The 22,554-nt window shown below is 70.8% G+C and carries 19 protein-coding genes and 1 pseudogene; 8 read left to right on the top strand and 12 right to left on the bottom strand.

Annotated features, from left to right (window positions below; translation table 11 throughout):
• Nucleotides 1-142: 142 nt before the first annotated feature.
• The 3 genes and pseudogenes from CA12_RS10820 to rpmA form a co-directional block, all read left to right on the top strand.
• Nucleotides 143-1,777, top strand: coding sequence for a prenyltransferase/squalene oxidase repeat-containing protein (locus tag CA12_RS10820; RefSeq protein ID WP_145358962.1), 1,635 nt, complete (start codon nt 143-145; stop codon nt 1,775-1,777).
• Nucleotides 1,778-2,057: 280 nt separating this feature from the next.
• Nucleotides 2,058-2,999, top strand: coding sequence for a molybdopterin-binding domain-containing protein (locus CA12_RS10825; protein WP_145358963.1), 942 nt, complete (start codon nt 2,058-2,060; stop codon nt 2,997-2,999).
• A 177-nt stretch (nt 3,000-3,176) separates the two neighbouring features.
• Nucleotides 3,177-3,419 (top strand): annotated as a pseudogene (gene rpmA, locus CA12_RS22805) (50S ribosomal protein L27); the annotation flags it as partial.
• Nucleotides 3,420-3,563: 144 nt separating this feature from the next.
• Here the strand turns inward: rpmA and CA12_RS10835 are convergent.
• The 7 genes from CA12_RS10835 to CA12_RS10865 form a co-directional block, all read right to left on the bottom strand.
• The gene (locus CA12_RS10835) at nt 3,564-5,369 is read right to left on the bottom strand and encodes an LbtU family siderophore porin (protein ID WP_145358965.1); all 1,806 of its coding nucleotides are present in this window, start codon (nt 5,367-5,369) and stop codon (nt 3,564-3,566) included.
• Between the two features lie 143 nt (nt 5,370-5,512).
• A complete protein-coding gene (locus tag CA12_RS10840; RefSeq protein WP_145358966.1) occupies nt 5,513-5,770 on the bottom strand; it encodes a hypothetical protein in 258 nt (85 codons plus the stop codon).
• Between the two features lie 56 nt (nt 5,771-5,826).
• Nucleotides 5,827-6,873: a phosphoribosylformylglycinamidine cyclo-ligase gene (purM, locus tag CA12_RS10845; RefSeq protein WP_145358967.1), complete on the bottom strand. Its 1,047-nt coding sequence runs from the start codon at nt 6,871-6,873 to the stop codon at nt 5,827-5,829.
• 15 nt (nt 6,874-6,888) lie between these two features.
• Entirely contained in the window at nt 6,889-7,743 is an 855-nt protein-coding gene (locus CA12_RS10850) for a DUF4058 family protein (protein WP_145358968.1), read from the bottom strand.
• A gap of 168 nt (nt 7,744-7,911) precedes the next feature.
• On the bottom strand, nt 7,912-9,327 hold the full coding sequence (glnA, locus tag CA12_RS10855) for a type I glutamate--ammonia ligase (protein WP_145358969.1): 1,416 nt from the start codon (nt 9,325-9,327) through the stop codon (nt 7,912-7,914).
• A gap of 244 nt (nt 9,328-9,571) precedes the next feature.
• A complete protein-coding gene (locus CA12_RS10860) occupies nt 9,572-11,407 on the bottom strand; it encodes an Hsp70 family protein (protein ID WP_145358970.1) in 1,836 nt (611 codons plus the stop codon).
• Nucleotides 11,408-11,485: 78 nt separating this feature from the next.
• Nucleotides 11,486-12,121 carry a DUF2760 domain-containing protein gene (locus CA12_RS10865; RefSeq protein WP_145358971.1) on the bottom strand — a complete coding sequence of 212 codons (636 nt, stop codon included), beginning with the start codon at nt 12,119-12,121 and terminating at the stop codon, nt 11,486-11,488.
• Between the two features lie 206 nt (nt 12,122-12,327).
• Between CA12_RS10865 and CA12_RS10870 the strand changes: the two genes are divergently transcribed.
• From CA12_RS10870 to CA12_RS10885, 4 genes are all read left to right on the top strand, one after another.
• Nucleotides 12,328-13,761, top strand: a complete 1,434-nt coding sequence (locus CA12_RS10870) for a phytoene desaturase family protein (protein ID WP_145358972.1) — start codon at nt 12,328-12,330, stop codon at nt 13,759-13,761.
• Nucleotides 13,758-14,216, top strand: a complete 459-nt coding sequence (locus CA12_RS10875) for a 3-hydroxyacyl-ACP dehydratase FabZ family protein (RefSeq protein WP_145358973.1) — start codon at nt 13,758-13,760, stop codon at nt 14,214-14,216. The genes CA12_RS10870 and CA12_RS10875 overlap by 4 nt, the downstream gene beginning before the upstream one ends.
• Nucleotides 14,217-14,302: 86 nt before the next feature.
• Complete coding sequence (locus CA12_RS10880; RefSeq protein ID WP_145358974.1) at nt 14,303-15,205, top strand: endonuclease/exonuclease/phosphatase family protein; 903 nt, start codon at nt 14,303-14,305, stop codon at nt 15,203-15,205.
• Nucleotides 15,206-15,336: 131 nt separating this feature from the next.
• Nucleotides 15,337-15,690, top strand: coding sequence for a hypothetical protein (locus CA12_RS10885; protein WP_145358975.1), 354 nt, complete (start codon nt 15,337-15,339; stop codon nt 15,688-15,690).
• 46 nt (nt 15,691-15,736) lie between these two features.
• Here the strand turns inward: CA12_RS10885 and CA12_RS10890 are convergent, their stop codons facing one another.
• The 4 genes from CA12_RS10890 to cobA all read right to left on the bottom strand — a co-directional run bounded on the left by CA12_RS10890 (nt 15,737) and on the right by cobA (nt 20,446).
• Nucleotides 15,737-16,288, bottom strand: coding sequence for a Cif family virulence factor (locus tag CA12_RS10890; RefSeq protein WP_145358976.1), 552 nt, complete (start codon nt 16,286-16,288; stop codon nt 15,737-15,739).
• Nucleotides 16,289-16,431: 143 nt separating this feature from the next.
• Nucleotides 16,432-17,982, bottom strand: a complete 1,551-nt coding sequence (locus tag CA12_RS10895) for an HTTM domain-containing protein (protein ID WP_165700687.1) — start codon at nt 17,980-17,982, stop codon at nt 16,432-16,434.
• A 43-nt stretch (nt 17,983-18,025) separates the two neighbouring features.
• Nucleotides 18,026-18,790 (bottom strand): hypothetical protein, encoded by a 765-nt coding sequence (locus tag CA12_RS10900; protein WP_145358978.1) that lies wholly within the window; start codon nt 18,788-18,790, stop codon nt 18,026-18,028.
• Between the two features lie 153 nt (nt 18,791-18,943).
• Complete coding sequence (cobA, locus tag CA12_RS10905; protein ID WP_145358979.1) at nt 18,944-20,446, bottom strand: uroporphyrinogen-III C-methyltransferase; 1,503 nt, start codon at nt 20,444-20,446, stop codon at nt 18,944-18,946.
• Between the two features lie 154 nt (nt 20,447-20,600).
• On the opposite strand from cobA, the gene CA12_RS10910 reads away from it, so the two are divergent.
• On the top strand, nt 20,601-21,377 hold the full coding sequence (locus CA12_RS10910; RefSeq protein WP_145358980.1) for a class I SAM-dependent methyltransferase: 777 nt from the start codon (nt 20,601-20,603) through the stop codon (nt 21,375-21,377).
• A 79-nt stretch (nt 21,378-21,456) separates the two neighbouring features.
• Here CA12_RS10910 and CA12_RS10915 read toward each other — a convergent pair whose 3' ends face one another.
• Complete coding sequence (locus CA12_RS10915) at nt 21,457-22,398, bottom strand: DUF1207 domain-containing protein (RefSeq protein WP_165700688.1); 942 nt, start codon at nt 22,396-22,398, stop codon at nt 21,457-21,459.
• Nucleotides 22,399-22,554 lie beyond the last annotated feature (156 nt).

Consider the following 22,554-nt stretch of genomic DNA (forward strand, 5'->3'; position numbering starts at 1 on the left):
CGGCCGTTCTGGCTCCGTTCGCGGATCCGGCCGGCGCCGGGGCTGCTGCCCGCCCCGGTCGTTCGCGGATTCTTCCCGTCGCCGGGGCCGCGGACCGGTGCGGCTCGTCGGCGCCTCCCTGCGGTCCCCCGCGCCGACTGCCATGTCTGTATCCGCCTCCGACGGCAGCGCCGTTCTCGAACGCGGCCGTGCGGCGTCCCGCGGTCCGCAGGCGGGCTCCGCCCCGGCGGCCGCTCGACCGTCCAAGGCGGCGGCGTCCAAGGCCGCGAAGCAGCCGGCCGCCGCGCCGTCGGGCGTCCGCAGCGTGCTGGACGAAGAGCCGCCGGCCCGGCGGTCGCTCGTGGAGTACCTCGGCGTCTGGGGCTTCGCGGTGCTGGTGCACGTCGTCGTGCTGCTGGCCCTGTCGTTCATCGTGATGCCCAGCGACGTGCGGGAGCAGATCTTCAGCATCCTCGGCGAGCCCTCCGAGGAACCGGACGACGCCCCGATTTTCGAGGCGGTCGAGATGCCGGAGCTCACCGAGATGGAGGAGCCCAGCGAGGTCACCGACGTGACCAGCGAAGTGGAGGCGGAGGTGATGTCCGAGATGCCGCTGGACATGAGCGACGCGGACCCCACGATGGCGCTCGACCCGGAGGCAGCGGGGGCGACATTGAACCTCGACCCCGGCCAGATCACCGAGGGTCGCAGCGGGGCGGCGAAGCAGGCCCTGCTGGAGAAGTACGGCGGGAACGCGGCGAGCGAGCAGGCCGTCGCCACCGCCCTGAAATGGATCGCCGAACAGCAGCGGCCGGACGGGAGCTGGAACTTCAACGACGTCGGCGACGAAGAGGCGTTCGACGAAATGGGCAAAACCGAGGTCCGCGACGCCCCCACCGGCGCCACCGCGGCGGCCCTGCTGGCCTTCCTCGGCGCCGGGCACACCCACACCGACGACGGGCCTTATAAGGAGAGCGTCGGCAAGGGAATTAATTACCTGCTGCAGAACGTGCGGGTCGGCCCGGCCGGCGGCGACTACCGCGGCGGCGTCAAGCAGAGCGGCATGTATATCCAGGGCCTCGCCGCGATCGCCCTGGCGGAAGCCCACGGCATGACCAACGACCGCCGGCTGCGGCAGGCCGCCGAGGCCGGGGTCAACTTCATCGTCAGCGCCCAGAGCCCCGTCGACGGCGGCTGGCGCTACACCCCCGCGTTCGAGCGCTCCACCCCGGAAGTCAGCGACACCAGCGTCGTCGGCTGGCAACTGATGGCCCTCAAAAGCGCTCAGGCCGCCAAAATTCGCATCAACAAGCGGGCGTTCCTCGGGGTCAACACCTTCCTGGACCTCGCCTCTCACAACGACGGCGCCCAGTACGGCTACCTGCCGAAGACTGCCGACGGCGCCGGCGGCTCCCGCCCCCCCATGGACGCGGTCGGCCTGCTGTGCCGGATGTACATGGGCTGGGACGAGACGGACAAGCGGCTGGAGAAGGGCGTCGAACTGCTCGCCAAGCGGGGACCGAACCGGAACGACAGCTACTACGGTTACTACGCCACCCAGGTGCTGCACCACTGGGGCGGTAAGAAGTGGGAGGAGTGGAACGCCGTCCAACGGGACCAGCTCGTGGGCACGCAGGAGAAGTCGGGCAAGTTCGCGGGCAGTTGGAAGCCGGGCGGCAGCCATAACGACAAAGCCGGCGGCCGGCTGTGGGTTACCTGCCTGTCGGTCATGACCCTGGAGGTCTACTACCGCCACCTGCCGCTGTACGAACGCGGCGACATTAAAGTCGAGTTCTGACCGACGCCCGTTCCAGGCGAACCGACGTTGTGGACGAAGCGGCCGCTGAGTTCGGCCGGGCCGCGGATTGAGGGGCGGTGCGGGCGGAACGGCAAGGTTCCGCCGACGGTGCCCGTCGTTGCGAACGCCGCAGCCGTTCCGGTCGCGGCGGTCCCGAGGCGCGGGGCCCGCTCCGCCGGCCCGCCGGGGCCGGGCGGCCGTTGACCGCCTTCAACGGCGACCGATACCGTACGTGCTCCGTCCGCGGACCGTCCGCTCGCCCCCCCCGGAAGTCTGTTCCATGGTCTGCCGCTTCGCCCCGACGCTTTTCCGGCCGACCGGGCTCGCCCTGCTGACGGGTCTCGCCGTGGTCGCGGCCGGCGCGACGTCCGCCCCCTCGGCCCTGGCGCAGGGGGGACGGGAGAGCGGCGGGTTCGACTCGACGCTGCCCTCGATCGCCACCGGGGCGGAGATCCGCTCCCAGGCGGATCTGTGGGTGATGCAGGTCGACTTCAAGCCGATGCGGCTCGCCGCCCTGCCGGTCACCGACCCGGACACCGGGGAGACGGCGCGGGAGCTGGTTTGGTATCTGGTCTGGCGGGCGACGAACCGGCCGCTGCAAAGCCCGGAGAAGAACACCGCCCGCACCCCGCAGAACCGACTGGACCCCCCGCCCGCGGCGCCGCCCTTCGTGCCGGAGTTCGTGCTGATCGCCGAGGACGGCGGCGCCACGCAGTACCGCGACGTGATCCTGCCCGGCGCGCTGCCGGTCATCGAGAACCGTGAGCTGCGCGGGGCCTTCGCGGACGTGAAGCTGAACACCACGGTCTCCGCCTCCGGCGATCTGCCCGCGGGCGTCGCCGCGGACGCCCCGCCCGGAGAAGGGGCGGTTTACGGCGTGGCCACCTGGAAGGGCGTCGATCCGACCACCGACCGCTTCACCGTGCTGCTGAACGGGTTCAGCAACGGCTACCGCATCGTGGACGGCCCGGACGGCCAGCCGGTGACGGAGCGCCGGACCGGCGTGCTGAAGTTCTGGCGCCCCGGCGACGAGATCGACGAGGTGGAGACCGAGTTCCGCCTGGGCGTGGACCCCCGCGGCGACGTTCCCTCCGCCGCCGGCGTGCCCCACTGGGAGTACCTGCCAGACGAAGCCGTCGACGCCGACGGCGAGGGAGACGTCTCCCCCGAGGCCGTCGAGGGCGTGCGGGCGGAGGCCGTCGGGGGCTTCGGCGAGAACTGATCCGCCGGCCGATCGCCGGCCGAGTTCCCGGCTCCGGGGGGCGCCGGGGTTGTCGCCGGGCGGGCCGGTCGCCACAATCCGCCCCCACTTTACTTTTTCACAGCGTGCGCGGTCCCGGCGGGGGTCCCGGCCTCGCTGGTCCGCCCCCCGGCTCGCTCAGAAGTTAGGTTCGCCCCGATGGCACATAAGAAGGGACAGGGTTCCAGCCGCAACGGCCGGGACAGCAACGCCCAACGGCGCGGCATCAAGAAGTTCGGCGGGGAATCCGTCACCGCCGGCAACGTGATCGCCCGGCAGTGCGGCACCAAATGGCACCCGGGCGCCAACGTCGGCATGGGCAAGGATTACACCCTGTTCAGCCTGATCGACGGCCACGTGACCTTCGATCGCGGCGGCCGCCGCGTGAACGTGTTCACCGCGGACCAGCTCGTCGAGCGGGCCCAGCGGCTGGAGACGGCAAACGCCAAATCCGCCGAGGCCGCCTCCCGTAAGGCCGCCGCCGCCAAGGCGTAATCGCGAATTACGCATAACGCCGAGGCCCCGCGGGGCCTCGGCGTTATGCAATTACAGGACGAGCGAGACGCCCAGGACCAAGGAGTTCTGCCGTACGTCCCGGTCGCTCACGGTCGGGGCCGTCAGGCCGATCAGCGGGGCGAAACCGATGCTGCGAACGTATTCGAGGCTCAGCAGGGCGTTCGGATTGAGTTGCCAGCCGGCGCCCAGCACGAGTTGGGCGTTGCGGTCCCACTCCTCGCCGGTCTGGGCCTGCTTGCCCACGCTGTAGCTGGTCGAGAGCCGCAGCGGACGGCCGAGGGCGGAGACGTCGTACGCGGACTCCGCCTTCCACGCGGAGATCTCGTAGTCCGTGACCGGCCAGTTCCGGGCGGTCTGGGCATACTCGCCCGCCAAAGTCAGCCGGCGCCAATGCAGCGTGCTGTTCACGTCCCAAACGCAGTTTTTCGGGCCGAACAGCGTCGGGTTGATGTGCTCCGGGACGGCGGCGTCGTAGATGGTGCCGTCCAGGTAGCCACCGCCGAACAGGTATTCGAGCTCGCCGATCGTCCCGGCGTAGGAGGCGTTCACCGCGAAATTGTTGACCTTGCCGGTGGTCTCGCTGTCGACGGTGCGGATGCCCCGCCCGCCGGCGATGCCGGTCAGCACGACGTGCAGGCCGCCTTTGACGAAGCCCACGCCGGCCCCTTCGCCCAACGCGGCGAAGTAGTGCCAGGGCACCGCCTGAGTGAACGGCGAGAGCGTGCTGAAGTCGCCGAAGCTGAGGTTCTTCTTGCCGATGTAGGCGTAGACCGGGCAGGTGCGGACGTCGCCGAACACCGCATACGCCTGCCGGACCTGGAAGCTGCCCTGATTGTGCGAGGGGAAGCTGAACACGTCGCTGAACAGCGTCTCCACGTACCCGGTCGCCCAGGGGGTGAAGTAGGCGGTCGCGGCGAGATTCGCCTGAAGGACCCTCAGGTCGCCGGCGGTGCTGCCGTTGAACTCCGTCGGGAACCGGCCGAGATAGCCGAACTTATCGGGGGTGTTGGTCCGTCCGTAGAGGCCCGACAGCCGCAGCTGGGCGCCCGGCACCAGGATCGGCCGCGGCACGACGGAAGGGATCGAGCCGAGCAGGATGAGCTGCTTGTCCGTCTGCCGGTTCTGGAAGTCCAGCAGGGCGGCCGAGGTGGGGGTGTCCAGCCGCACCGCGAACGCGGCGGAGAGCGGGTCGACGATCGGGTCGTCCTCCACGCCGTAGAGCCGCCCGCAGAGGTCCGCCTCGCAGGCCAGCGGCGGCGGGGCGATCAGGCCCTGGGGCAGCATCGAGCCGCAGGTCGGCCCGCAGACCGGCCCGCACCCGCAGGGTTGTTCGTAGGGCGAACCGGCGTAGGGAGAACCGGCGAACGTCGGGCCGGGCAGGTAGGTCGGGCCGGGCAGGTAGGTCGGGCCGGGCAGGTAGGTCGAGCCGGGCAGGTAGGTCGGGCCGGGCAGGTAGGTCGAGCCGTCGGCGAACGTCCCACCTTCGTAAATAGTGCCGGGCGGGAGGTAGGGCCCGGGGCCGGGGCCGGGGTAGGCGAAGGACGGGTGAACCGGCGGGTATCCCTGCGGCGCGGGCGCCGGGGCGAGGGGGGCGAGTCGCGGATCGGCCGCCGGACCGGGAATCGGCCGGGCGGGGGCTTCATCGCGGACGGACGGCCACGCCGCCGCGGCCACGGGCGTCGCCGCCGGTGCGGGGCTCCAGGTGGGCAACGTGGAGGCCGACTCCTGGGCGATCGCGGACGCCCCGAAACCCGGCAGGCTCGCCGCCGCCCCCGCCAGCAGCGTGGAACCCCAGAGAGCCGAACGACGCGAGGTCCGACGATGAGTGCGAACCACGGTCACGGGAAAACTCGGGGCGGGATGAGAACGTCCTCCCAGCCCATCGGCGCCCCCGTCTCCCTACATTCAGCAGAACCGCGTCAATCCGACCCGCGCCGCCGGGGATGGCGACGGGCGCGAACCGATCGCGCACCGATTGCTCAGCGGGCCGCGTCCTCTTTCTGGAGCGCCTCGCGGACGTCCTCCGCCCCGGGGCGATCGCAGCTTTCCGGGCTGGCGCCGCAGGACATGCAGGGGCTTTTGGCGTCGTGGCCGGGGATGTTCGAGTTCGCCAGCCCGCCGCAACTACCCTGGATGCGGCGGCCGGACAGCATCGTCCCCAAGGCCAGCAGGCCCACCGCCGCCCCAATCACGACCGCGGCGATGAGGATGACCGGGAGGAGGTTGGCAAAGTCCATCGGGGGCGTCTTTCGGCAGGGGGCGGAGGGATTCTACCCGACGGACGGCTGCGCGGTTAGGCGTCGGCCGCGGGGCCGCCGCCGTCGGCGACGGTTCCCAGTGGGAACGGACGTTCCCCCAGGGCTTCGAGGCGGTCGATCACCCCCCCGGCCCAGTCCTCGGCGACGATCAGCACGAAGCCGACGCCCATATTGAAGACCCGCCGCATCTCCGGCTCCGCCACGCCGCCGAGGTCCCGCAGCCAATCGAAGACCGGCGGCGCCTCCCAGGACCCCTCGTCGACGTTCAGGGCCAGCCCGTCCGGCAGGATGCGTTCGACGTTCTCCCGCAGCCCCCCGCCGGTGACGTGGGCCAGGCCGTGCACGGCGTCGCGCAGGTCGCTGCCGAGCAGTTCGCCGATCGGCCGGGCGTAGATGCGCGTCGGTTCGAGAAACTCTTCGCCGACCGTGCGACCCAGTCGCTCGACGTGGGTGTCGATCGAGAGGCCGGCGTGCTCGAAGGCGATCTTGCGGGCGAGGCTGTAGCCGTTGGAATGCAGCCCGGCGGAGGGCAGGCCGATCAGCCGGTCGCCGGCGGCGATCTTGGAGCCGTCGACGAGGCGGTCCCGCTCCGCGACGCCCACGCAGAAGCCGGCGAGGTCGAATTCCCCCTCCCGATAGACCCCCGGCATGATCGCCGTTTCGCCGCCCAGCAGGGCGCAGCCGGCCCGCGTGCAGCCCTCGGCGACGCCGGCCACCAGCGCCGCGAGGCGGTCCGGGTCGTCCCGGTCCACGGCGATGTAATCGAGAAAGAACAGCGGCTCCGCCCCGAGGCAGAGCACGTCGTTGGCGCACATCGCCACCAGATCGACGCCGACGGTGTCGTACTTGCCGGCGGCGAAGGCGACCTTCAGCTTCGTCCCCACGCCGTCCGTGCCGCTGACCAGCACCGGGTCTTTGAATTGCGCGACATCCGCGAGGCGAAACAGCCCGGCGAACCCGCCCGGCAGGTCCATCACGCCGGGGCGGCGGGTCCGGGCGAGCAGGTCCGGCAACTTCGCCATGCCCTCGGCGTATTTCTCGAGGTCGACGCCGGCGGATTTGTAGGAGAGCGGTTCAGTCACGAAGTCAGAGATCAGTCAGTCGTTCGCCGAGGACGGCCGTCCGTCGTCAGGGCGTTGGTCAGGGGGAAAACCGGGGGGGAGGGGAACGCCGGCGTCCGTGAGGACCGCGGCGGCCCACGCGGCGTCTTCGGCGGAGAGCGGCGGATCGGGGGCGAAGCGGTAGGCCCGGCGGGAGTACCGGCCGCGGTCGTACGTCCGGTCAAAGACCTCGGCGAGCGGGAGCGGCAGCGGCGGATCGTCGTCAGCCAACGGGATCGGAATGACCGGGAGCGAGTCCCTCAGGCCGAAGGTCCAAAGGTCCACCTCGGGACGCTCGTCAGCCCGTCCGACGAGGACCACGAACGGAAGCGGCACCTCATCGCCGATCGGAAGCCGCCGTCCTCCCCGGAGCAAGTCGATCTCGACGAGGTGCGCGTCGCTTCGCTCGATCTGTCGACGCTTGTTGAGGTACTGAGTTCGATCGCCGCCCGACTTGTTGCTCGGGCTCAGTAACTCCACGACGCAGACCAGTCGCTCCCCCGACCGATCAGTGATGTGAAGTAAATTGCGGTACTCCTCGTCGACGGCGGGCGGCAGGACGGAGCGCATCGACGGCGCGACCGTTCCGACAGCGTTCCCGGAGCCCGCTTCCGGCGGCCGATTCGGCGTCGTTCGCGGCTGACCGACAGCCCAATCCGCTCGCCCAACGCCGATTCGCTCCTCTGCGGATCGCTCCCGCAGGAACAGTTCGACCTCCATCGGGCAGTCGTACTTCTCCGGGAGCGCTTCAAGGATCCGTTCCTGAGCAGCCACGATGAAGGCGTTGTGAAACTCCCGCCAGAGCCCATGCCCTTCCAGAAAAGGATCAACGCCCGGGAACGGCGACGGCATCGGCGGCTCCTCGGGGGCGAACGGGGGCGGGGGCGAACCGACAGTATCCGCCTTCGCCCCGCACGAAAACAGCCCGCCCCGCGATGCGGGACGGGCTGCGGTCGACTCGACGAGTCGGACGTTCCACGCCGGGCGGAGTCCGTTGGGGACGACGCCTGGTTTCCAGGACTAGGCCTGGTAGTAGAGGTCGAACTCGTAGGGGTGGGGGCGGAGACGGATCGGATCGATCTCGTGCTTCCGCTTGTACTTGATGAAGCTGTCGATCAGGTCCTGGGTGAACACGTCGCCCTTGAGCAGGAACTCGTGATCGGCCTCGAGGGCCTCCAGCGCCTCGCCCAGGCTCTTGGGCGCGACACGGGTGGTGGCCAATTCCTCATCGGTCATGTCGTAGATGTCCCGGTCGAGCGGTTCGCCCGGATCGATCTTGTTCTGGATGCCGTCCAGCATGGCCATCATCAGGGCCGTGAAGGAGAGGTAGCCGTTGGCCAGCGGGTCGGGGCAGCGGAACTCGACCCGCTTCGCCTTGGGGCTGGGCGAGTACATCGGGATCCGCAGCGCCGCGGAGCGGTTCCGCTGGCTCAGAGCAAGCGTGACCGGGGCTTCGTAGCCGGGGACCATCCGGTGGAAGCTGTTGACGGTCGGGTTGGACAGGGCGATCAGGGCCCGGCCGTGCTTCAGGATGCCGCCGATGGAGTGCAGGGCCAGTTCGCTCAGCCCGGCGTAGCCGTCGCCGGCCATCAGCGTCTCGGAGCCGTTCCACAGGCTGATGTGGGTGTGCATCCCGGAGCCGTTGTCGCCGTACACCGGCTTCGGCATGAACGTCGCGGTCTTGCCGTGCTGCTTGGCGACGTTGCGGATGATGTACTTGAACCACATGAACTGGTCCGCCATCGTCAGCAGCGGGGCGAACTTCATGTCGATCTCGCACTGGCCGGCGGTCGCCACCTCGTGGTGGTGCGCCTCGACCACGATGCCGACTGCCTGCATCGCCTTGGCCATCTCGGCCCGCAGGTCGCCCATGCTGTCGATCGGGGCGACCGGGAAGTAGCCGGCCTTGGGGCCGACCTTGTGCCCCAGATTCGTCCCCTCGGCCCGACCGCTGTTCCAGTGGGCCTCGGAGCTGTCGATCTGATAGAAGCTCTGGTGCTGGGCGCTCTGGAAGCGCACGTCGTCGAAGACGAAGAACTCCGGCTCCGGGCCGATGTAGCAGGTGTCCGCGATGCCGGTCTGGGAGAGGTACGCCAGACCCTTCTTGGCGACGCCGCGGGGGTCCTTCGAGTACAGGTCCTTGGTGACCGGGTCGACGATGTCGGCGATGACGGTGACCGTCGGCCGCTTGAAGAACGGGTCCATCTTGACGGTGCTGGGGTCCGGCACCATCAACATGTCCGAGTTGTTGATCGGCTGCCAGGCGCGGATCGAGCTGCCGTCGAACCCGAAGCCCTCGTTGATCTCGTCCTCGCCGATGATGTCCATCGGGTAGGAGCAGTGCTGCCACTGACCGAACAGGTCGCAGAACTTGACGTCGAGGAACTCGGCGTTGTGCTTCTTTGCGAAGGAGAGGACGTCGGACGCGGAGGCCATGCGGGGCGAGGCTCTTACGGATTCGTCGGGAGGCGATCGGCGGCACACGGCCGCCAATCGAGATTGCCTGACGGTACGCGGTCCTGCCTCACCCGCAAGCGATCCGGCGGGGATGCGATGCGGGGATTGCCGCAATCCCCCGCAAAATCCTTCGACGGACCGTCCGAATGCACGCTTGTCGTGCAGTGATGCCCGTTGAGTGGGCAATTGGACTCTTTCGGCCCGGCGGAGGCGGCGCCGCGGCCTACTCCTCTCGCACGTCGAAGCCCAGCGTCCAGACCCCGTCCCCGTTCGTTTGACGGGCAGACAGCGTCAACTCGCCCAACTCCGTGACCGCGGCGTGAAAGTTCACGGGGATCACCTGGCCTTCGACCGCGTCGCCGCTGCCGGCGGCGGTCGGGTCGAGGGTCGTTTCGATCGGGTCGGTCTCCTCCAGTTCCTCCTCGCTCCAGCGGGTCAGCAGGTCGCCGGGCACGTCGTCCGGGCGGCTGGGGGAGGCGAAGAACCGGAACCGGGCGGGCCGTCCGACCGTCACGCCGACGCCGCCGCCGGGCAGCCGTTCGACCGGCACCGCGGTCTCGCTGCCCTCTTCCATCCCCTGCGGGACCACGCACAGAGCCGAAAGCGGCCGCGGCGCCCCGGGGATCGCCAGGCCGGCGGTCTCGATGCCGACGTAGTAGCTCCGCCCCGTCCCGCCGCGGATCCGCACGCCGCCGGACTTCTTCGTCGCGCCGTAAAACGCCGCCCCGCGGGCGACCGCCTGATCCAGCGCCGCCGACGGCCGGTCCAGCAGCGTCGGGGCGGCGGGCAGCCAGCCGGCGAGCGTCTCCCGCAACCGCTCCCGCAGCGGGGCGGAGCGGAACACCCCGCCGTTGAGCAACAGGTGCGTGGGCACCACGTCCGGGTGCTGGGCGAGGAACGCCGCGAGGTGCTTGGTGACGGCCGGGTCGCTCTCGTACGGCAACCCGAGTTGCACGAACCCGCCGCCGCTCGCGTTCTGCGGCTTCTCGTCGGCGGCGACCTGCGGGAAGAACCCGTCCAGCACCAGCCTGCGGACGTCGTCCGCCGACAGATCGACCGACACCGTCCCCCCGATCAGCTTGCGGCCCCGCCCCAGCACGGCGACGGGGGCGTGTTCGGGGGCGTCCACCCCCAGCAGCCTCTCCTTCGCCGTCCGACAGGCGTGCCACAGGGCGACGGACTGCCACGGGTCCGGCGTGACGCCCTTCTCCGCGAGCAACCCGGCGGCGTGGTGGGCGACGGCGAGGTCCATGTTGTCCCCGCCCACCAGCAGATGCCGGCCGACCGCGACCCGTTCCAGTTCCAGATCGCCCTCCCGATCGGTCACGGAGACCAGCGAGAAGTCCGTCGTCCCGCCACCCACGTCCACGACCAGCAGGGCGTCGCCGGGCGACAGGTCCTTCCGCCAGTCGTCGCCGCGGTCGGCGAGGTGCGCGTAGACCGCCGCCTGCGGTTCCTCCAGCAGCACGAAGTCCGCGGGGAACCCGGCCTCCTTCGCGGCCTCCCGGGTGAGGTCGCGGGCGGCGGCGTCGAAGCTGGCGGGAACCGTCAGCGTGACGGCCTGTTCGCTCAGCGGTGCGTCCGGGTGGGCCTGATCCCACGCGGCGGCGAGGTGCCGCAGGAGGCGGGCCGAGGCCTCCACCGGGCTGATCTTCGACACGTCGCCCCCCGTGGCCGACGAACCGGCGTCCCACGGCAGGATCGGCTGCCGACGGTCGACGCCGGCGTGCCCCAGCCAGGATTTCGCCGTGCCGACCACCCGATCCGGGGCCTCGACGGCCCGTTGCCGGGCGTACTCGCCGACGGCGTAGCCGGGGCCGTCATGGGCAGGACCCGCCGCCCAGGGGAGGGCGAGGCCGTCCGCCTCCGCCTCGGGCGCCAGATAGCAAAAGCTCGGCAGGGCGTCGCGGCTCTCGACGGTTCCCGGGGCCACGACTTGCGGAACGGGCAGCACCGCGGGGGCGTCGCCCGCCCCGTCCTCGCCCACCCCGTCTCCGCTGATCGGGCAGGAGGCGAGCACGCTGTTGGTCGTGCCGAGGTCGATGCCGACGGAATACATGAGTGGAAGGAGGCAGGTTGAAGGTGAAAGACGCGCAGGGTCGGCCGTCCCCACTTTCCATCTTCCCCCTTCAACCTTCTACCCTACCTCGACTTCCGCCGGAGCCAGCACGCGGGCGGCGGCCTCGTCGGGCGGGCCGGTGCGGGCGGGCAGGTTCACCTTCGTCGCCGCCCAGCCCGGGTGCACCAGCGTGCCGGCGCCGCCGCCGACGTGGCCGGTCGTCTTCACCCGTCCGGCGGGCAACGAGGCCGGATCGACCCGCGACCCTTCCTCCGCGTTCACCGCCGGACCGAGGGCGAACAGCCGGTCGAGCGCCGCGGCGGCGTCTCGGTGGACGTCCCGCACCGCGGCGCCGACCTGGGCGTCGTCGTAGGCGGACAGGTCCTCCTTGAGGAAGTCGATCAGCCGGGCCTCCCGCTGCAACGTGGCGAGCAGCACCAGCGCGTCCTCCCCCTCCGGCCGCTTCGGCTCCGGCGGTTTGACCGGTTTGGGCGGCGGGGCGGGCTTCGCCGGGGCGGCCGTCGCCTGCGGCTTCGCGGGCGCCGGGGCCGGCTCCGGCTTCAGCGCCGCGACCCCCGCGGCCGTGCCGAACACCGCCAGCGTCCCGACGACCGCGTCGATCCACGCCGGGCCGCCGGCGTCGTCGGCGTACCAGTCGGCCGCTCCGGCGAGCAGCGCCGCGGGCAGGGCGATCAGGGCGAGCGGCTTCAGCATGGGCGCGGGAAATCCAGGCGAGCGGGGGGCGTCAGCCCCCGGAGGCTGTCGAGCGGGGGCGTCAGCCCCCTGAGACGGTCACGGGTGGGTCAACGTACCGGCTGGCTCCGCTTTGCAAAGGGCGCCGGCGGCTTAGACTCCCTCCGCCCCGGTTCGCACGCCCTTCCCGCACGGGGGGCCGACGCCCCACGCTCGCCCGACGCTTCATGGCCAAAGACTTCCTCAAAGGCGCCGCCGACCGTTACGACGTGGTCGTGATCGGCAGCGGACTGGCCGGCCTCACCGGCGCCAACCTGCTCGCCCGGCAGGGGCACAAGGTGTTGCTGCTCGAGCACCATTATCAGCTCGGCGGGATGGCCACATGGTTCAAACGGGCCGGCGGGCACATCTTCGACATCAGCCTGCACGGCTTCCCGGTGGGGATGAAAAAGAGCTGCCGCAAATATTGGTCGAAGGAGATCGCCGACCGCATCGTGCAGCTCGAACATATCCGGTTCGAAAACCCCCAGTTTAGCCTCCGCACGACCTTCGACCGGGAGGACTTCACCAATCACCTCGTCGAAACCTTCGGCGTGCCCCGGGAGACGGTGCAGGCCTTCTTCGACCGGGCCCGGTCGATGAACTTCTACGACGATCAGCACCTCACCACCCGGGAGCTGTTCGAAGAGTTCTTCCCCGGCCGCAGCGACGTGGTGCGTCTCTTGATGGAGCCGATCACCTACGCCAACGGCAGCACGCTGGACGATCCGGCGATCACCTACGGGATCGTCTTCAGCAACTTCATGCATAAGGGCGTGTTCACCTTCCGCGGGGGGACGGACGAACTCGTCAAGCTCATGAAGAAGGAGCTGCTGGCGAACGGCGTGGACCTGCGCATCCGCTGCGAGGTGGAGCAAATTGAGACGAACGACGACGGCCAAGTGACCGGCGTCGTCGTCAACGGCCGCCGCATCGGCTGCGACGCCGTGCTGTCGAACGCGAATCTCAAAAGCACGGTGCTCAAGCTCGTCGGCGAAGACCGGCTGGACCCCGACTTCGCGGCGGAGGCCAAGGCGGTCCGGCTCAACAACTCCTCCGCCCAGGTCTATATGGCCCTCAAGCCCGGCGAGGGCTTCGATCCGGACCTGGGCGACCTGCTGTTCCACTCGGAGCACAGCGGCTTCGACGCCGAGGCGATGCTCTCCAAGGACGTCAGCAGTCGGACCTTTAGTTTCTATTACCCGCAGACCCGCCCCGGCAGCGACCGCTGGCTGATCGTCTCCAGCACGAACGCGAATTACGAAGACTGGGCCGGATTGAGCGACGAGCAATACGAAGCCGACAAGGCCGAGCTGGCGGAGACCACGCTCCAATGCCTGGAGCAGAATTATATCCCGGACGTCCGCGCCAAGCTGGATCATATCGAAGTCAGCACCCCCCGCACGTTCGAGCACTACACCAAGCACCAGCTGGGCGCGAGCTTCGGCACGAAGTTCGAGGGCCTGAAAGTCAGCGAGGAACTGCCCCAGCAGGTCCCCGGCCTGTGGCACGCCGGCAGCGTGGGCATCATCATGTCCGGCTGGCTCGGCGCGGTGAATTACGGCGTGATCGTGGGCTCCAAGGTGGACGAGTTCCTCGCGAATCGGACGGCGACCGCATGATCATTCTCTCGCTGAAGGAGATCGAACGGCTCATCCCGCATCGCCCGCCGTTCCTCTGGCTCGACGAGGCGTCGATCGACGACGAAGCGGAACCCGGCGAGGAGCGGACGATTCTCGCCGGTAAACGAATCGACGCGGACCTGCCGCTGTTCGAGGGCCACTACCCCGGCGCCCCGTTGCTGCCCGGGGTGATTCAATTGGAGATGTGCTATCAGGCCGGCGCCGTATTGATCGCCGCCCTCGGACAGGGCGGCGGCGGCCTGCCCGTGATCGCCCGCACCGACGGGGTGAAGTTCAAACGCATGATCCGCCCCGGCGACACCTGCCAGGTGGAAGTGACGATCAAGGACCGCCTGCCCGGGGCTGTCTATCTGACGGGGAAGGTGTCCGTCGGCGGCAAGCTCGCCTGCCGCTGCGATTTCACGACGGCGGAAGCGCAGCCCGGGGCGCTGTGACGAGGACCGCACCGGCCGACGAACCGCCGCGTCCCGGAACCTCGGAGAGCCCGGGACGCTCCCGCCTCTGGTGGGCGCTCGCGGCGTTGCCGTTCGTCCCGTGGCTGATCGGGCTGGCCGGCCGGTGGTGGTGGTTTGCGGAACTGTTCACGCACTTCCGCTTCCAATGGCTGCTGGGAACCGGGGCGATCGGCCTCGTGCTGCTGTTCGCCCGGCAGTGGGTTCCGCTGGCGCTGTGCGGCGTGGCGGCGCTGATCCTCGGCGGGCCGCTGCTTCGGGGTGCGTTTTTCGCGGACGAGACGCTCGTGTCCGAGTTCCGGGACGTCGGGATTCGGGTCGTCACCGCGAACGTCCTCACCCGCAACCGCAACGCCGCTTTGTTGCTGGACTATCTGGACGACGTGGAGCCGGACGTCCTGTGTCTGCAGGAGATCGACGCCCGGTGGGCCGAGGACCTGGAGCCGTTGTACGCACGCTATCCCTACCGGCGGGTCGAGCCGCGGCCGGATAATTTCGGCATGGCCGTCTTTTCCAAACGGCCCGCGACGTTCAATACGATCGACTGCGGCGGCGTGCCGTTGATCCGCTGCACGGTCGAGATGGACGACGGCCGCCCTTCCTTGACCATTTACAACGTGCATACGTTCCCGCCGATCGGAGCGGAGTATGCGGCGTTGAGGAATCGCCAAATGGCTCAGGTCGCAGACCTTGCCGCGTGGAGCGGCGGGCCGGTGTTGGTCGGCGGGGATCTAAACTGCACGCCGTGGAGCCCGCACTTCGCGGATCTGCGGACCGCCGGCGGACTCGACGACCCCCGCTTGGGCGGTCGGGGACCGACCAGTTGGCGGGCCGGGAATCCGCTGTTCGCCCTGCCGATCGATCATCTGCTCCCCGGCGGCGGGGCGGGCCTGATGCGGTTGCGGGCGGGGCCGGACATCGGATCCGACCACCGCCCCCTGTCCGCCCGCGTCTTCACCGGCAGTCCGTAATCGGTCCGGCACGCGGTTCGCGTTGGAGGGGACCAGCGTCCCAAACCGCCCCCCGAAGCCGCCCGGCGTTGCCGGAACGCCTCGTCGGGGGCAACGGACGTTGCCGTTTCGCATCATCCCGCCGCACGACCATGATTTCGCCGCAGACCGCCCCGCAGCACGACGACGATCGTGCCTCCGCCCTCCGCCGTGCGCTCTGGACCGTGTTCGCGGTCGCGCTGCTGAGCGGGGCGTTGGCGAGCGGCGCCCAAGGGGCCGATCGCTGGATGAGCCGGCCGAGCTATTTCTCGCACCAGGTTCCCCCGCACCTCGTCGGCGTGATCCCGCAACCGGTGTCGCGGGAGGCGTATCGCCCGGCGTGGGTCAGCGCGCGGCCGGGGTTCAGTTCCGCCGGGGCGGTCCGAATGAACCGCGTGCAGTTCGGCGCCGGCGGGGCCAACGACGCCACGCTGTTCTACAGCGAACGCACCGAGTTCGGCCCCTAATTGCGACGCCGTCCCGGACGGCCGCGGTCCGCCCGATTGTCTTCCGTCACATCCGGTCCAGCAGGCCGATCGGCTCGCCGGTGATGGGATTGAAGCGGCGGACCTCGGTGATCTTCCACTCGCCGGCTTCCTTGCGCCACACGAGTTGCCATTTGGTGGCGAAATGCTTGCTGGCGCCGGCAAGCTGCGGCACGCGGACGGTGCCGTTGGCCCGGAAATCGGAGAGGGCCTGGGTGTCGTTCGCGGTGACCTCCGTGCTGCGGTCGGTCAGCCGCAGGTCGTCCTCGATCGTGACGAGGTTGAACCCGAACGCCACGCTCGTCCGTGGCAGGACGGCGGTGGGGGAGAGGAACGACAGGACCTTCTCCGTATCCCCGGCGACGGCGGCGGCGGCGAGTTCGTCGATGTGGGCCTCGACCTTTTCCGCCTCCGTGACGACGTACCAATCCGCGCCGAAGGTCGCGGCGCCCAGCAGCAGGCAGACGCCCGCGACGGCTAGGTACTTCGCCCTCCCGCTGATCACCGCCCAGCCGGCGCAGGCGATCGTCGCCACGCCGAACGCAATCCACAGGGGCTGCAAATAGGACACGAGCCACACGGGGATCGGACGCCGGGCGGGGGAGGGCGAGCGGCCGGGGAGGACCGCGACCCCGAACGCCGCCCAACCTACCACACCCGCCGGCGGGCGTCAGCGGCGGGCCGGCGCGTTCAAGGGCGGGGCGAAGGGCGGGGCCGAGGCGGTCAGGGGGCGACGATCGTGAAGAACTCGTCCGCGACGGGCACGCCGTCGATCTTCAGCGTCATCCGGTACGGCCCCGGCATCAGGCACTCGTCCAGCGCCCAGATAAAGGTGTACCGGGCCTGTTCGCGGGTCAGCACGCCGCTTTGCCGGGTGATCGCCGGGCCGGCGCCGCCCTCGCCGTCGGCGTGATGCAGCACGCATTCCAGCACCACGTCGTCGTGCGGCGGGGAGAGCCACGCCTGGGCCAAGATCGCCCCGGTGCAGTCGAACTCGTCGCTGCGGCCCACCAGGTGCCCGCCGATCAGTTGGCGGCCGAGGTCGAAATCCCACAGCAGGTCCGCGGGCCGGGGCGGGCGGTGCGGGGCGGTCATGGACCGCACCAGCGCCGGATCGATCGCCTTGAGCGGCAGCGGCCCGTCGGCGCCGCGCTCGCCGTACGGGTCCAGTTGGTATTCAGCGCCCATCCCGATCACCGCGACCAGCGGGGCGGCGACGAGATAGCCCCACCGCAGCGCCGACGAGGGGACCGCCGGCAGGCCGAGTCGCGGCGGCCACAGCGACCGCAGCGTCCGGGCCAGCTCCGGCCGCCGGGTTTGGACGGTTTCGCAGAGGCTCGCCCACCGCTGACGGAACGCGGCCACGTCCCGCTCGTTGAGAAACGCCCCGTAGGCGGAGACGCTCACCAGCGGGAAAATAAACAGACCCAGGGAGAGCGTCGTCATTAAGTGGAACATGCAGCCTAGGGGCAGCCAGATTCGCCGGCCCCAGCCCCGCCAGGCCATCATCAGGAAGGTGATTTCCCACAGGCAGGTCGAGTAGGCGCCGACTTGCAACAACACCGGATTGACGGCCAGCAGCGGGCCGAGCGGGTGCACGCCGTTGACGTTGGTGACCATCCAGTAGGTCATCTGCTCCGCATTAAAGAATTCCGGCGTGTGAATTTTCGTGAACGCCGCCCCGAAATAGACGCCGCCGATCAGAAACTGCATCAGGCGGCGGGGCCAGGCGGGGGCCCGCTGCGGCGTCCAGGCTTCGCCGCGGGCCGCGGCGGCCCGGCGGGCGAGGCGGGCGTCGACGCTCCAGACGGCGCCGCAGCGGCTGAGGCTCAATAGAACGAACAGGTGCGTGGCGACGACGAGGTATTTGTTCAGCGTGCCGGTCGCATCCAGCCCGCCGAAATAAAAGCACCCCGCCGCGGCCAGGGCGCAGCTCGTCCGGGCCTTCCACCCGACCAGCGCCGCGACCAGGGCGAAGAAATACAGCGAGTACAGCGCGACCGCGGCCCCGCCCGGCAGTTCCGGCAGGACGTTGGGCAGGCCGTAGGTGTGCCACAGCGCCGCGGGGGCGCCGTCCGCGGAATAGAGTTCCCGGGCGTGCGGCCAGCGTTTGACCGCGTCGTGCAGGATCGGCAGGGCGAGGGCGATTCGCACCGCCGCGGCGCCGTAGGGGACTTCCTCGGCGAAGAAGAACCGCCCGATCGAGCGCTTCAATTCGGCGAGGGAGGGGCTGTCGGGGGCGGGGGCCGCGGGGGCCGATTCGGCGGGGGTCATGGCGGGTGCGGGGCGGGGCGTGCGGGGGGCGGGCCAGACGCGATCAGTCGGCGAGTTCTGACGAATGCGAGGCGGGCACGACCCCCGCGGGGCCGCGGCGTTCGGCGACGGGCGCATTCCAACCGGCGCCGGCCAGCATCGGGGCGGAGCGGGGGGAGAACCGCCGGATCTTGGCCCGGTCCTGCACGTTCCGCTGGACCACCTCCGAGGCCCAAGACGGCCGCGAGCCGAGCAATTGCCCGTTCGGCGAGAGCACGTGCCGCACCGCGTAATAACTGGCCGGGTCCTTCGGCACGTTCCACCGCTCCGACCAGTGCGGCTCCGGCAAATTAAACTTCTTCGCCCAGACTTCCTCCACCAGGGCGATGCGGACGATCGGCTCGTGAGCGGTGTGCCGCAGGACGTTCAACGCCGTCCGGGCGCCGTGGGTCGCGTTCACGTCGTAATGAATGCGTTTCAGGTCGCCGTAGGGGCGGAACGGGCGGGCCTCCTCCCAAGGGCCGGTGCCGACCTCGTACCAGGTGCCGCTTTCGCCCTCGGCGATGACGTGATTGCGATAGCTGTGGGCGCTCCACCCGCAGAACATATCCCAGACGATATAATACATCAGGGGGTGGGACCCCTGATGAAACTCCAGGGCGTGGGACGCGACGCCGGCGGCCAGCACGCTGAGGTAGCCGCCGATAAACAGACTCGCCGCCCAACGACTCAGACGGGTTTTCAGCGTCGACGCCGCGGCGGAGGCCGCCGCGGCGGGAGAGGGAACCGGGTGATCCGTGTCGGGGGGAACCGCGGGGGGGGCGTGCATGGCGGCGTCCGTGCCGGGGGGAGGGCCGGCGGAGCGCCGACCCGGTGTCTTGCTTGCCGGAGACGTTCAATCAACCGGCCCCAAACGGTCAAGACGAACCTCGGCGCGCGGGGGAGACGAAACGCCGCGTGCGGAGTCGCACGCCGGCCGCGATCACGCCGTTTCCGCCTCGCTGACCGCGTCGACCAGGCCGTCCCAGGTGGCCTCCGCGGCCACGGCGGCGACGTGCAGCCCGGCGTCGCGGCAGGCCGCGGCGACGTTCTCGCTGATCGCCGCGACTTTCAAACGCGCGCGGCCGGCCGAGCCTTCGGACAGCTCGGCGAACGACCGGCCGAGGTTCCCGCTGGCGATCAGAGCCCAGTCCAGCCGCCCCGCGTCCAGCAGGGCGGCGGCGTCCGCCGGCAGCGCCGTCGCCGGGGCCTGTCGATAGACGTGTACCCGTCGCACCTCCGCCCCGGCGGCGCTCAGGCGGTCGGCCAGGGTCGGTTTCGCCTCCGGGCAGGTCGGCCACAGGACCCGCTTCCCCCGGACGTGCGGGGCGAGGGCGTCGGCGAGGGCCTCGGCGGAATACTCCTCCGGCGCGAGGTCCGCCACGAGGCGCAGGGGGGCCAGTGCCGCCGCCGTCGACGGCCCGACGCACGCCAGCGTCACCCCGAAGAGCGCCCGCAGGTCCCGGCGCTCCGGCCCCTCGAACAGCCGCCCAAAGCCATCCACGCCGTTGCTGGAGGTAAACGCGATCGCGTCGCCCGGGCGGAGGGCGTCAACGGCCTCCGCCAATCCGTCCGGAGCGGCGATCCGCGGCGTGGCGAGCAGCGGGACGTCGACGGCTTCCGCTCCGGCCGCCCGCAATCGCTCCGCGGCGGCGGGCTGGGGGCCGGCGCCCACCAGCGCCGCCGAGAGGCCGTGCAGCGGCCGGCGTTCCCACCAACCGCGGTCCCCCGGTTCGGTCGCGGCGGTTCCCACCAGCAAAATCGCGGGGCCGGGCAGGGCGGCCGCGTCACAGTCGGCGGCGATCGTGGCGACAGTCCCGCAGACCGTCCGCTGCTCCGGCGTCGCCGCCTGCGAGACCACCGCCGCGGGGGTCTGCGGGCTCAGGCCGTGCTCTATCAGCGAGGCCGCGATCCGCCGCAACCGGCGGCGGCCCATGTAGAAGACCCGCGTGCCGGGGAATGCGGCGAGGGCGCGCCAGTCGATCTGCTCCCGGGCCCGGCCGGCGTCGTGGCCGGTGACGAAGCAGACGGCGCCGGCGTGGTCGCGGTGCGTGAGCGGGATGCCGGACAGCCCGGACGCCGCGATCGCCGCCGTCACCCCCGGCACGACTTCCACCGGCACGCCGGCGGCCAGCAGGGCGTCGGCCTCCTCGGCGCCGCGGCCGAAGATGGAGGGGTCTCCCCCCTTCAGCCGCACCACCCGCCGGCCGGCCTGCGCCTCGGCGATCATGCGGGCGATGAGGGCGTTCTGGTTCGCCTCGCGGGCGCCGGGGGCGTCCGTCGGGGCGTGGGTGCGGGTGACCATCTCCGCCGCGGGGTTCGCCAGCGCCAGCACGTCCGGGCCGACGAGGGCGTCCGCCAGCACGAGATCCGCCCTGGCCAGCAGCTCGGCGCCGCGGCGGGTCAGCAGGCCGGCGTCGCCCGGCCCGGCGCCGACGAGGGACACGGTCGGAACGGTTCGGTCGATCGGCGACGACACGGTGGGGGAAGCACGAGGTGACGGGGCGCCCGGGCCGCGGGCAGGCGACGGGCGTCGGCGGGAAATCTACACTCCCGTCCCGCCGATCGCTTTCAACCCGTCGCCCGCGCTGCGCCGTCCCGTGAGTTCCGCCGCCCTCCGTCTCGCCGCCGCCGAAGCCTCGGACGGCCTGCTGCGCTGTCCGCCGGCGGAGGTGAAGGGGGCCGGGCCGGGGAACCTGGCGGGGGTCGTGTGGCGGCAGTGGCGGACCGAGCGGGCGCTGGCGGCCCGCGGGGTGGCCTTTCGCTCCACGGACCCGGCGGCGGTCGAAGCGGCGTACGCGGCGATGTCCGCCGAGGAGTTCGACGCCGTCAACGGCCGGCAGGCCTGGGCGAACTGGCGGACAATCCCCGCCTCCCTCGACATGTTGCTTCCCGACACGCCGCTGAAGGCCGTCGATCTGGGCTGCGGGACCGGCGGGAGCACGGCGGTTCTCGCCTACTGTCTGCCGGACGGCTCCGAGGTGACGGGGGTGGAGTTCGCCGCCCCGCTCGCCGCCGTCGCCGGCGGTCGGGAGTACCCGAACCGGGCCGGGCGCTGCACGGTGCGGTTCGCGGTCGGCAGCGTCTGCAGTCCGCTGACCGACGCCGACGGCCGCCCGTTCGCCGATGGGGCGGTCGATCTGGTGAACAGTAGCGGGGTGATCGGCCACCACCTCACCGGCGGCGACCTCGCGGCCTGTCTGGACGAAACCGCCCGCGTGCTCCGGCCCGGCGGCGTCGCGGCGCTGGACCCGGGGCCGCGCCTCTCCGCCGGGCGGCTGACGGAGCTGACGACCGCCCGCGGCCTGCGCCGCGTCCGCCGCACCCGGTCCAACCCGTTCGACCGCTGCGGGCAGGTCGTCTTTGTGCGCACCTGACGGCGAGCGAGGGGGCGTCAGCCCCCCGTGCGTCGCTCAGAACCACGCCCACGGGGGGCTGACGCCCCCGCTCGCCGAATTAAAAATCGTAGAAGACGCCGAGGCCGATGGCGGTTTCGTCTTCGCCAAACAGTTCGTCGTAGGGGCTCTTGCCGGCGTCGTATTGGGCGGCGAAGCGGAGCAGGCGGCCGGTCTCCGGTTCGCGGAACTGCCAGCCGACGACCGTGGTGAAGCGGCCGCCGAGTTCGAACTCCTCGCGCAACTGCACGTTCGCCGCGGCGACGGGGCCGCCGCTGGCGGGGCTGATTTCGTCGAAGTACTCCGCCCCAAATTGGAAGACCCAGGGGTCGGAGCCGCCGTCGCGGGCGAAGGCGTAGGCCGCCTCGCCGTAGACCGTCAGTTCGAGGGAGAGGTCCTGCCGCACGCCGAGCAGTAGGGCGTCGCGGGAGTAGTTCACCCGCTCGAAGTCCGGATTGCGTTCGAAGAACTCGTCGCCGACGTGCGTGCTGATGTGGTCGTAGCCGAAGGAGATCGCGGTCGGCCCGCTGCGGTAGGAGAGGGGCAGGCCGGCCCGGAAATCGGTGGCGTCGAGGTCCATCTCCTCGTCGTGGTTTAGGCGGGGGAAGGCGGCGGCCTCGATGTCGAACTGCCAGCCGTCGGCGTCCGGGCCGTCCTGACCGAGGCGAATGATGCCAATCCGGGCGCCGAGGGAGCCGTCGAGGGTCGTCTCGCCCATCCGGCCGCCGTCGACGCGGTTGAGCACCCCGGCCATCCGGGCCGCCTTCACCCCGGCGATGTACGGCTTGAACAGTAGGGAGGGGGGCAGGACGCGCCAACGCCAGACGTCGTCGTCCGCGGCGCAGTAGGGGCAGTTCACCCCCGGCTGCTGATGGATCCCGCCGGCCCCCCCGTGCGTGCACGTCTCGTCGGCTTCCGCCCGGCCGCCGAACGCCGCGGCGCAGCAGACTGCCGCCGCGCACAAAGCGATCGACGGCAGGCGGCGGGCGAGGCGGGCGAACACGGGGCGATCCTTCGCGATTCGGGAACGACGGCCGGCACGCGACAGCCGGCGCTCGGCAGGCGGCGGACAGTTCCGGGGGCCTGATCCGCCCGGTACCATCGTCCAAATCGGTTCCGTCCCCGTCGAGCGAACCCTGTGGCAACTTCTATCGCACCG

The organism is Alienimonas californiensis (genome assembly GCF_007743815.1).
GTDB lineage: Bacteria > Planctomycetota > Planctomycetia > Planctomycetales > Planctomycetaceae > Alienimonas > Alienimonas californiensis.

Bases quoted from the DNA above. Each gene is read 5' to 3' on its own strand.
- CA12_RS10875 (WP_145358973.1), top strand. From the start codon at position 13,758: ATGATCATTCTCTCGCTGAAGGAGATCGAACGGCTCATCCCGCATCGC.
- CA12_RS10870 (WP_145358972.1), top strand. From the start codon at position 12,328: ATGGCCAAAGACTTCCTCAAAGGCGCCGCCGACCGTTACGACGTGGTC.
- CA12_RS10860 (WP_145358970.1), bottom strand. From the start codon at position 11,407: ATGTATTCCGTCGGCATCGACCTCGGCACGACCAACAGCGTGCTCGCC.
- CA12_RS10850 (WP_145358968.1), bottom strand. From the start codon at position 7,743: ATGCCGTCGCCGTTCCCGGGCGTTGATCCTTTTCTGGAAGGGCATGGG.
- CA12_RS10825 (WP_145358963.1), top strand. From the start codon at position 2,058: ATGGTCTGCCGCTTCGCCCCGACGCTTTTCCGGCCGACCGGGCTCGCC.
- CA12_RS10900 (WP_145358978.1), bottom strand. From the start codon at position 18,790: ATGCACGCCCCCCCCGCGGTTCCCCCCGACACGGATCACCCGGTTCCC.
- CA12_RS10865 (WP_145358971.1), bottom strand. From the start codon at position 12,121: ATGCTGAAGCCGCTCGCCCTGATCGCCCTGCCCGCGGCGCTGCTCGCC.
- glnA (WP_145358969.1), bottom strand. From the start codon at position 9,327: ATGGCCTCCGCGTCCGACGTCCTCTCCTTCGCAAAGAAGCACAACGCC.
- CA12_RS10885 (WP_145358975.1), top strand. From the start codon at position 15,337: ATGATTTCGCCGCAGACCGCCCCGCAGCACGACGACGATCGTGCCTCC.
- CA12_RS10895 (WP_165700687.1), bottom strand. From the start codon at position 17,982: ATGACCCCCGCCGAATCGGCCCCCGCGGCCCCCGCCCCCGACAGCCCC.
- CA12_RS10840 (WP_145358966.1), bottom strand. From the start codon at position 5,770: ATGGACTTTGCCAACCTCCTCCCGGTCATCCTCATCGCCGCGGTCGTG.
- CA12_RS10820 (WP_145358962.1), top strand. From the start codon at position 143: ATGTCTGTATCCGCCTCCGACGGCAGCGCCGTTCTCGAACGCGGCCGT.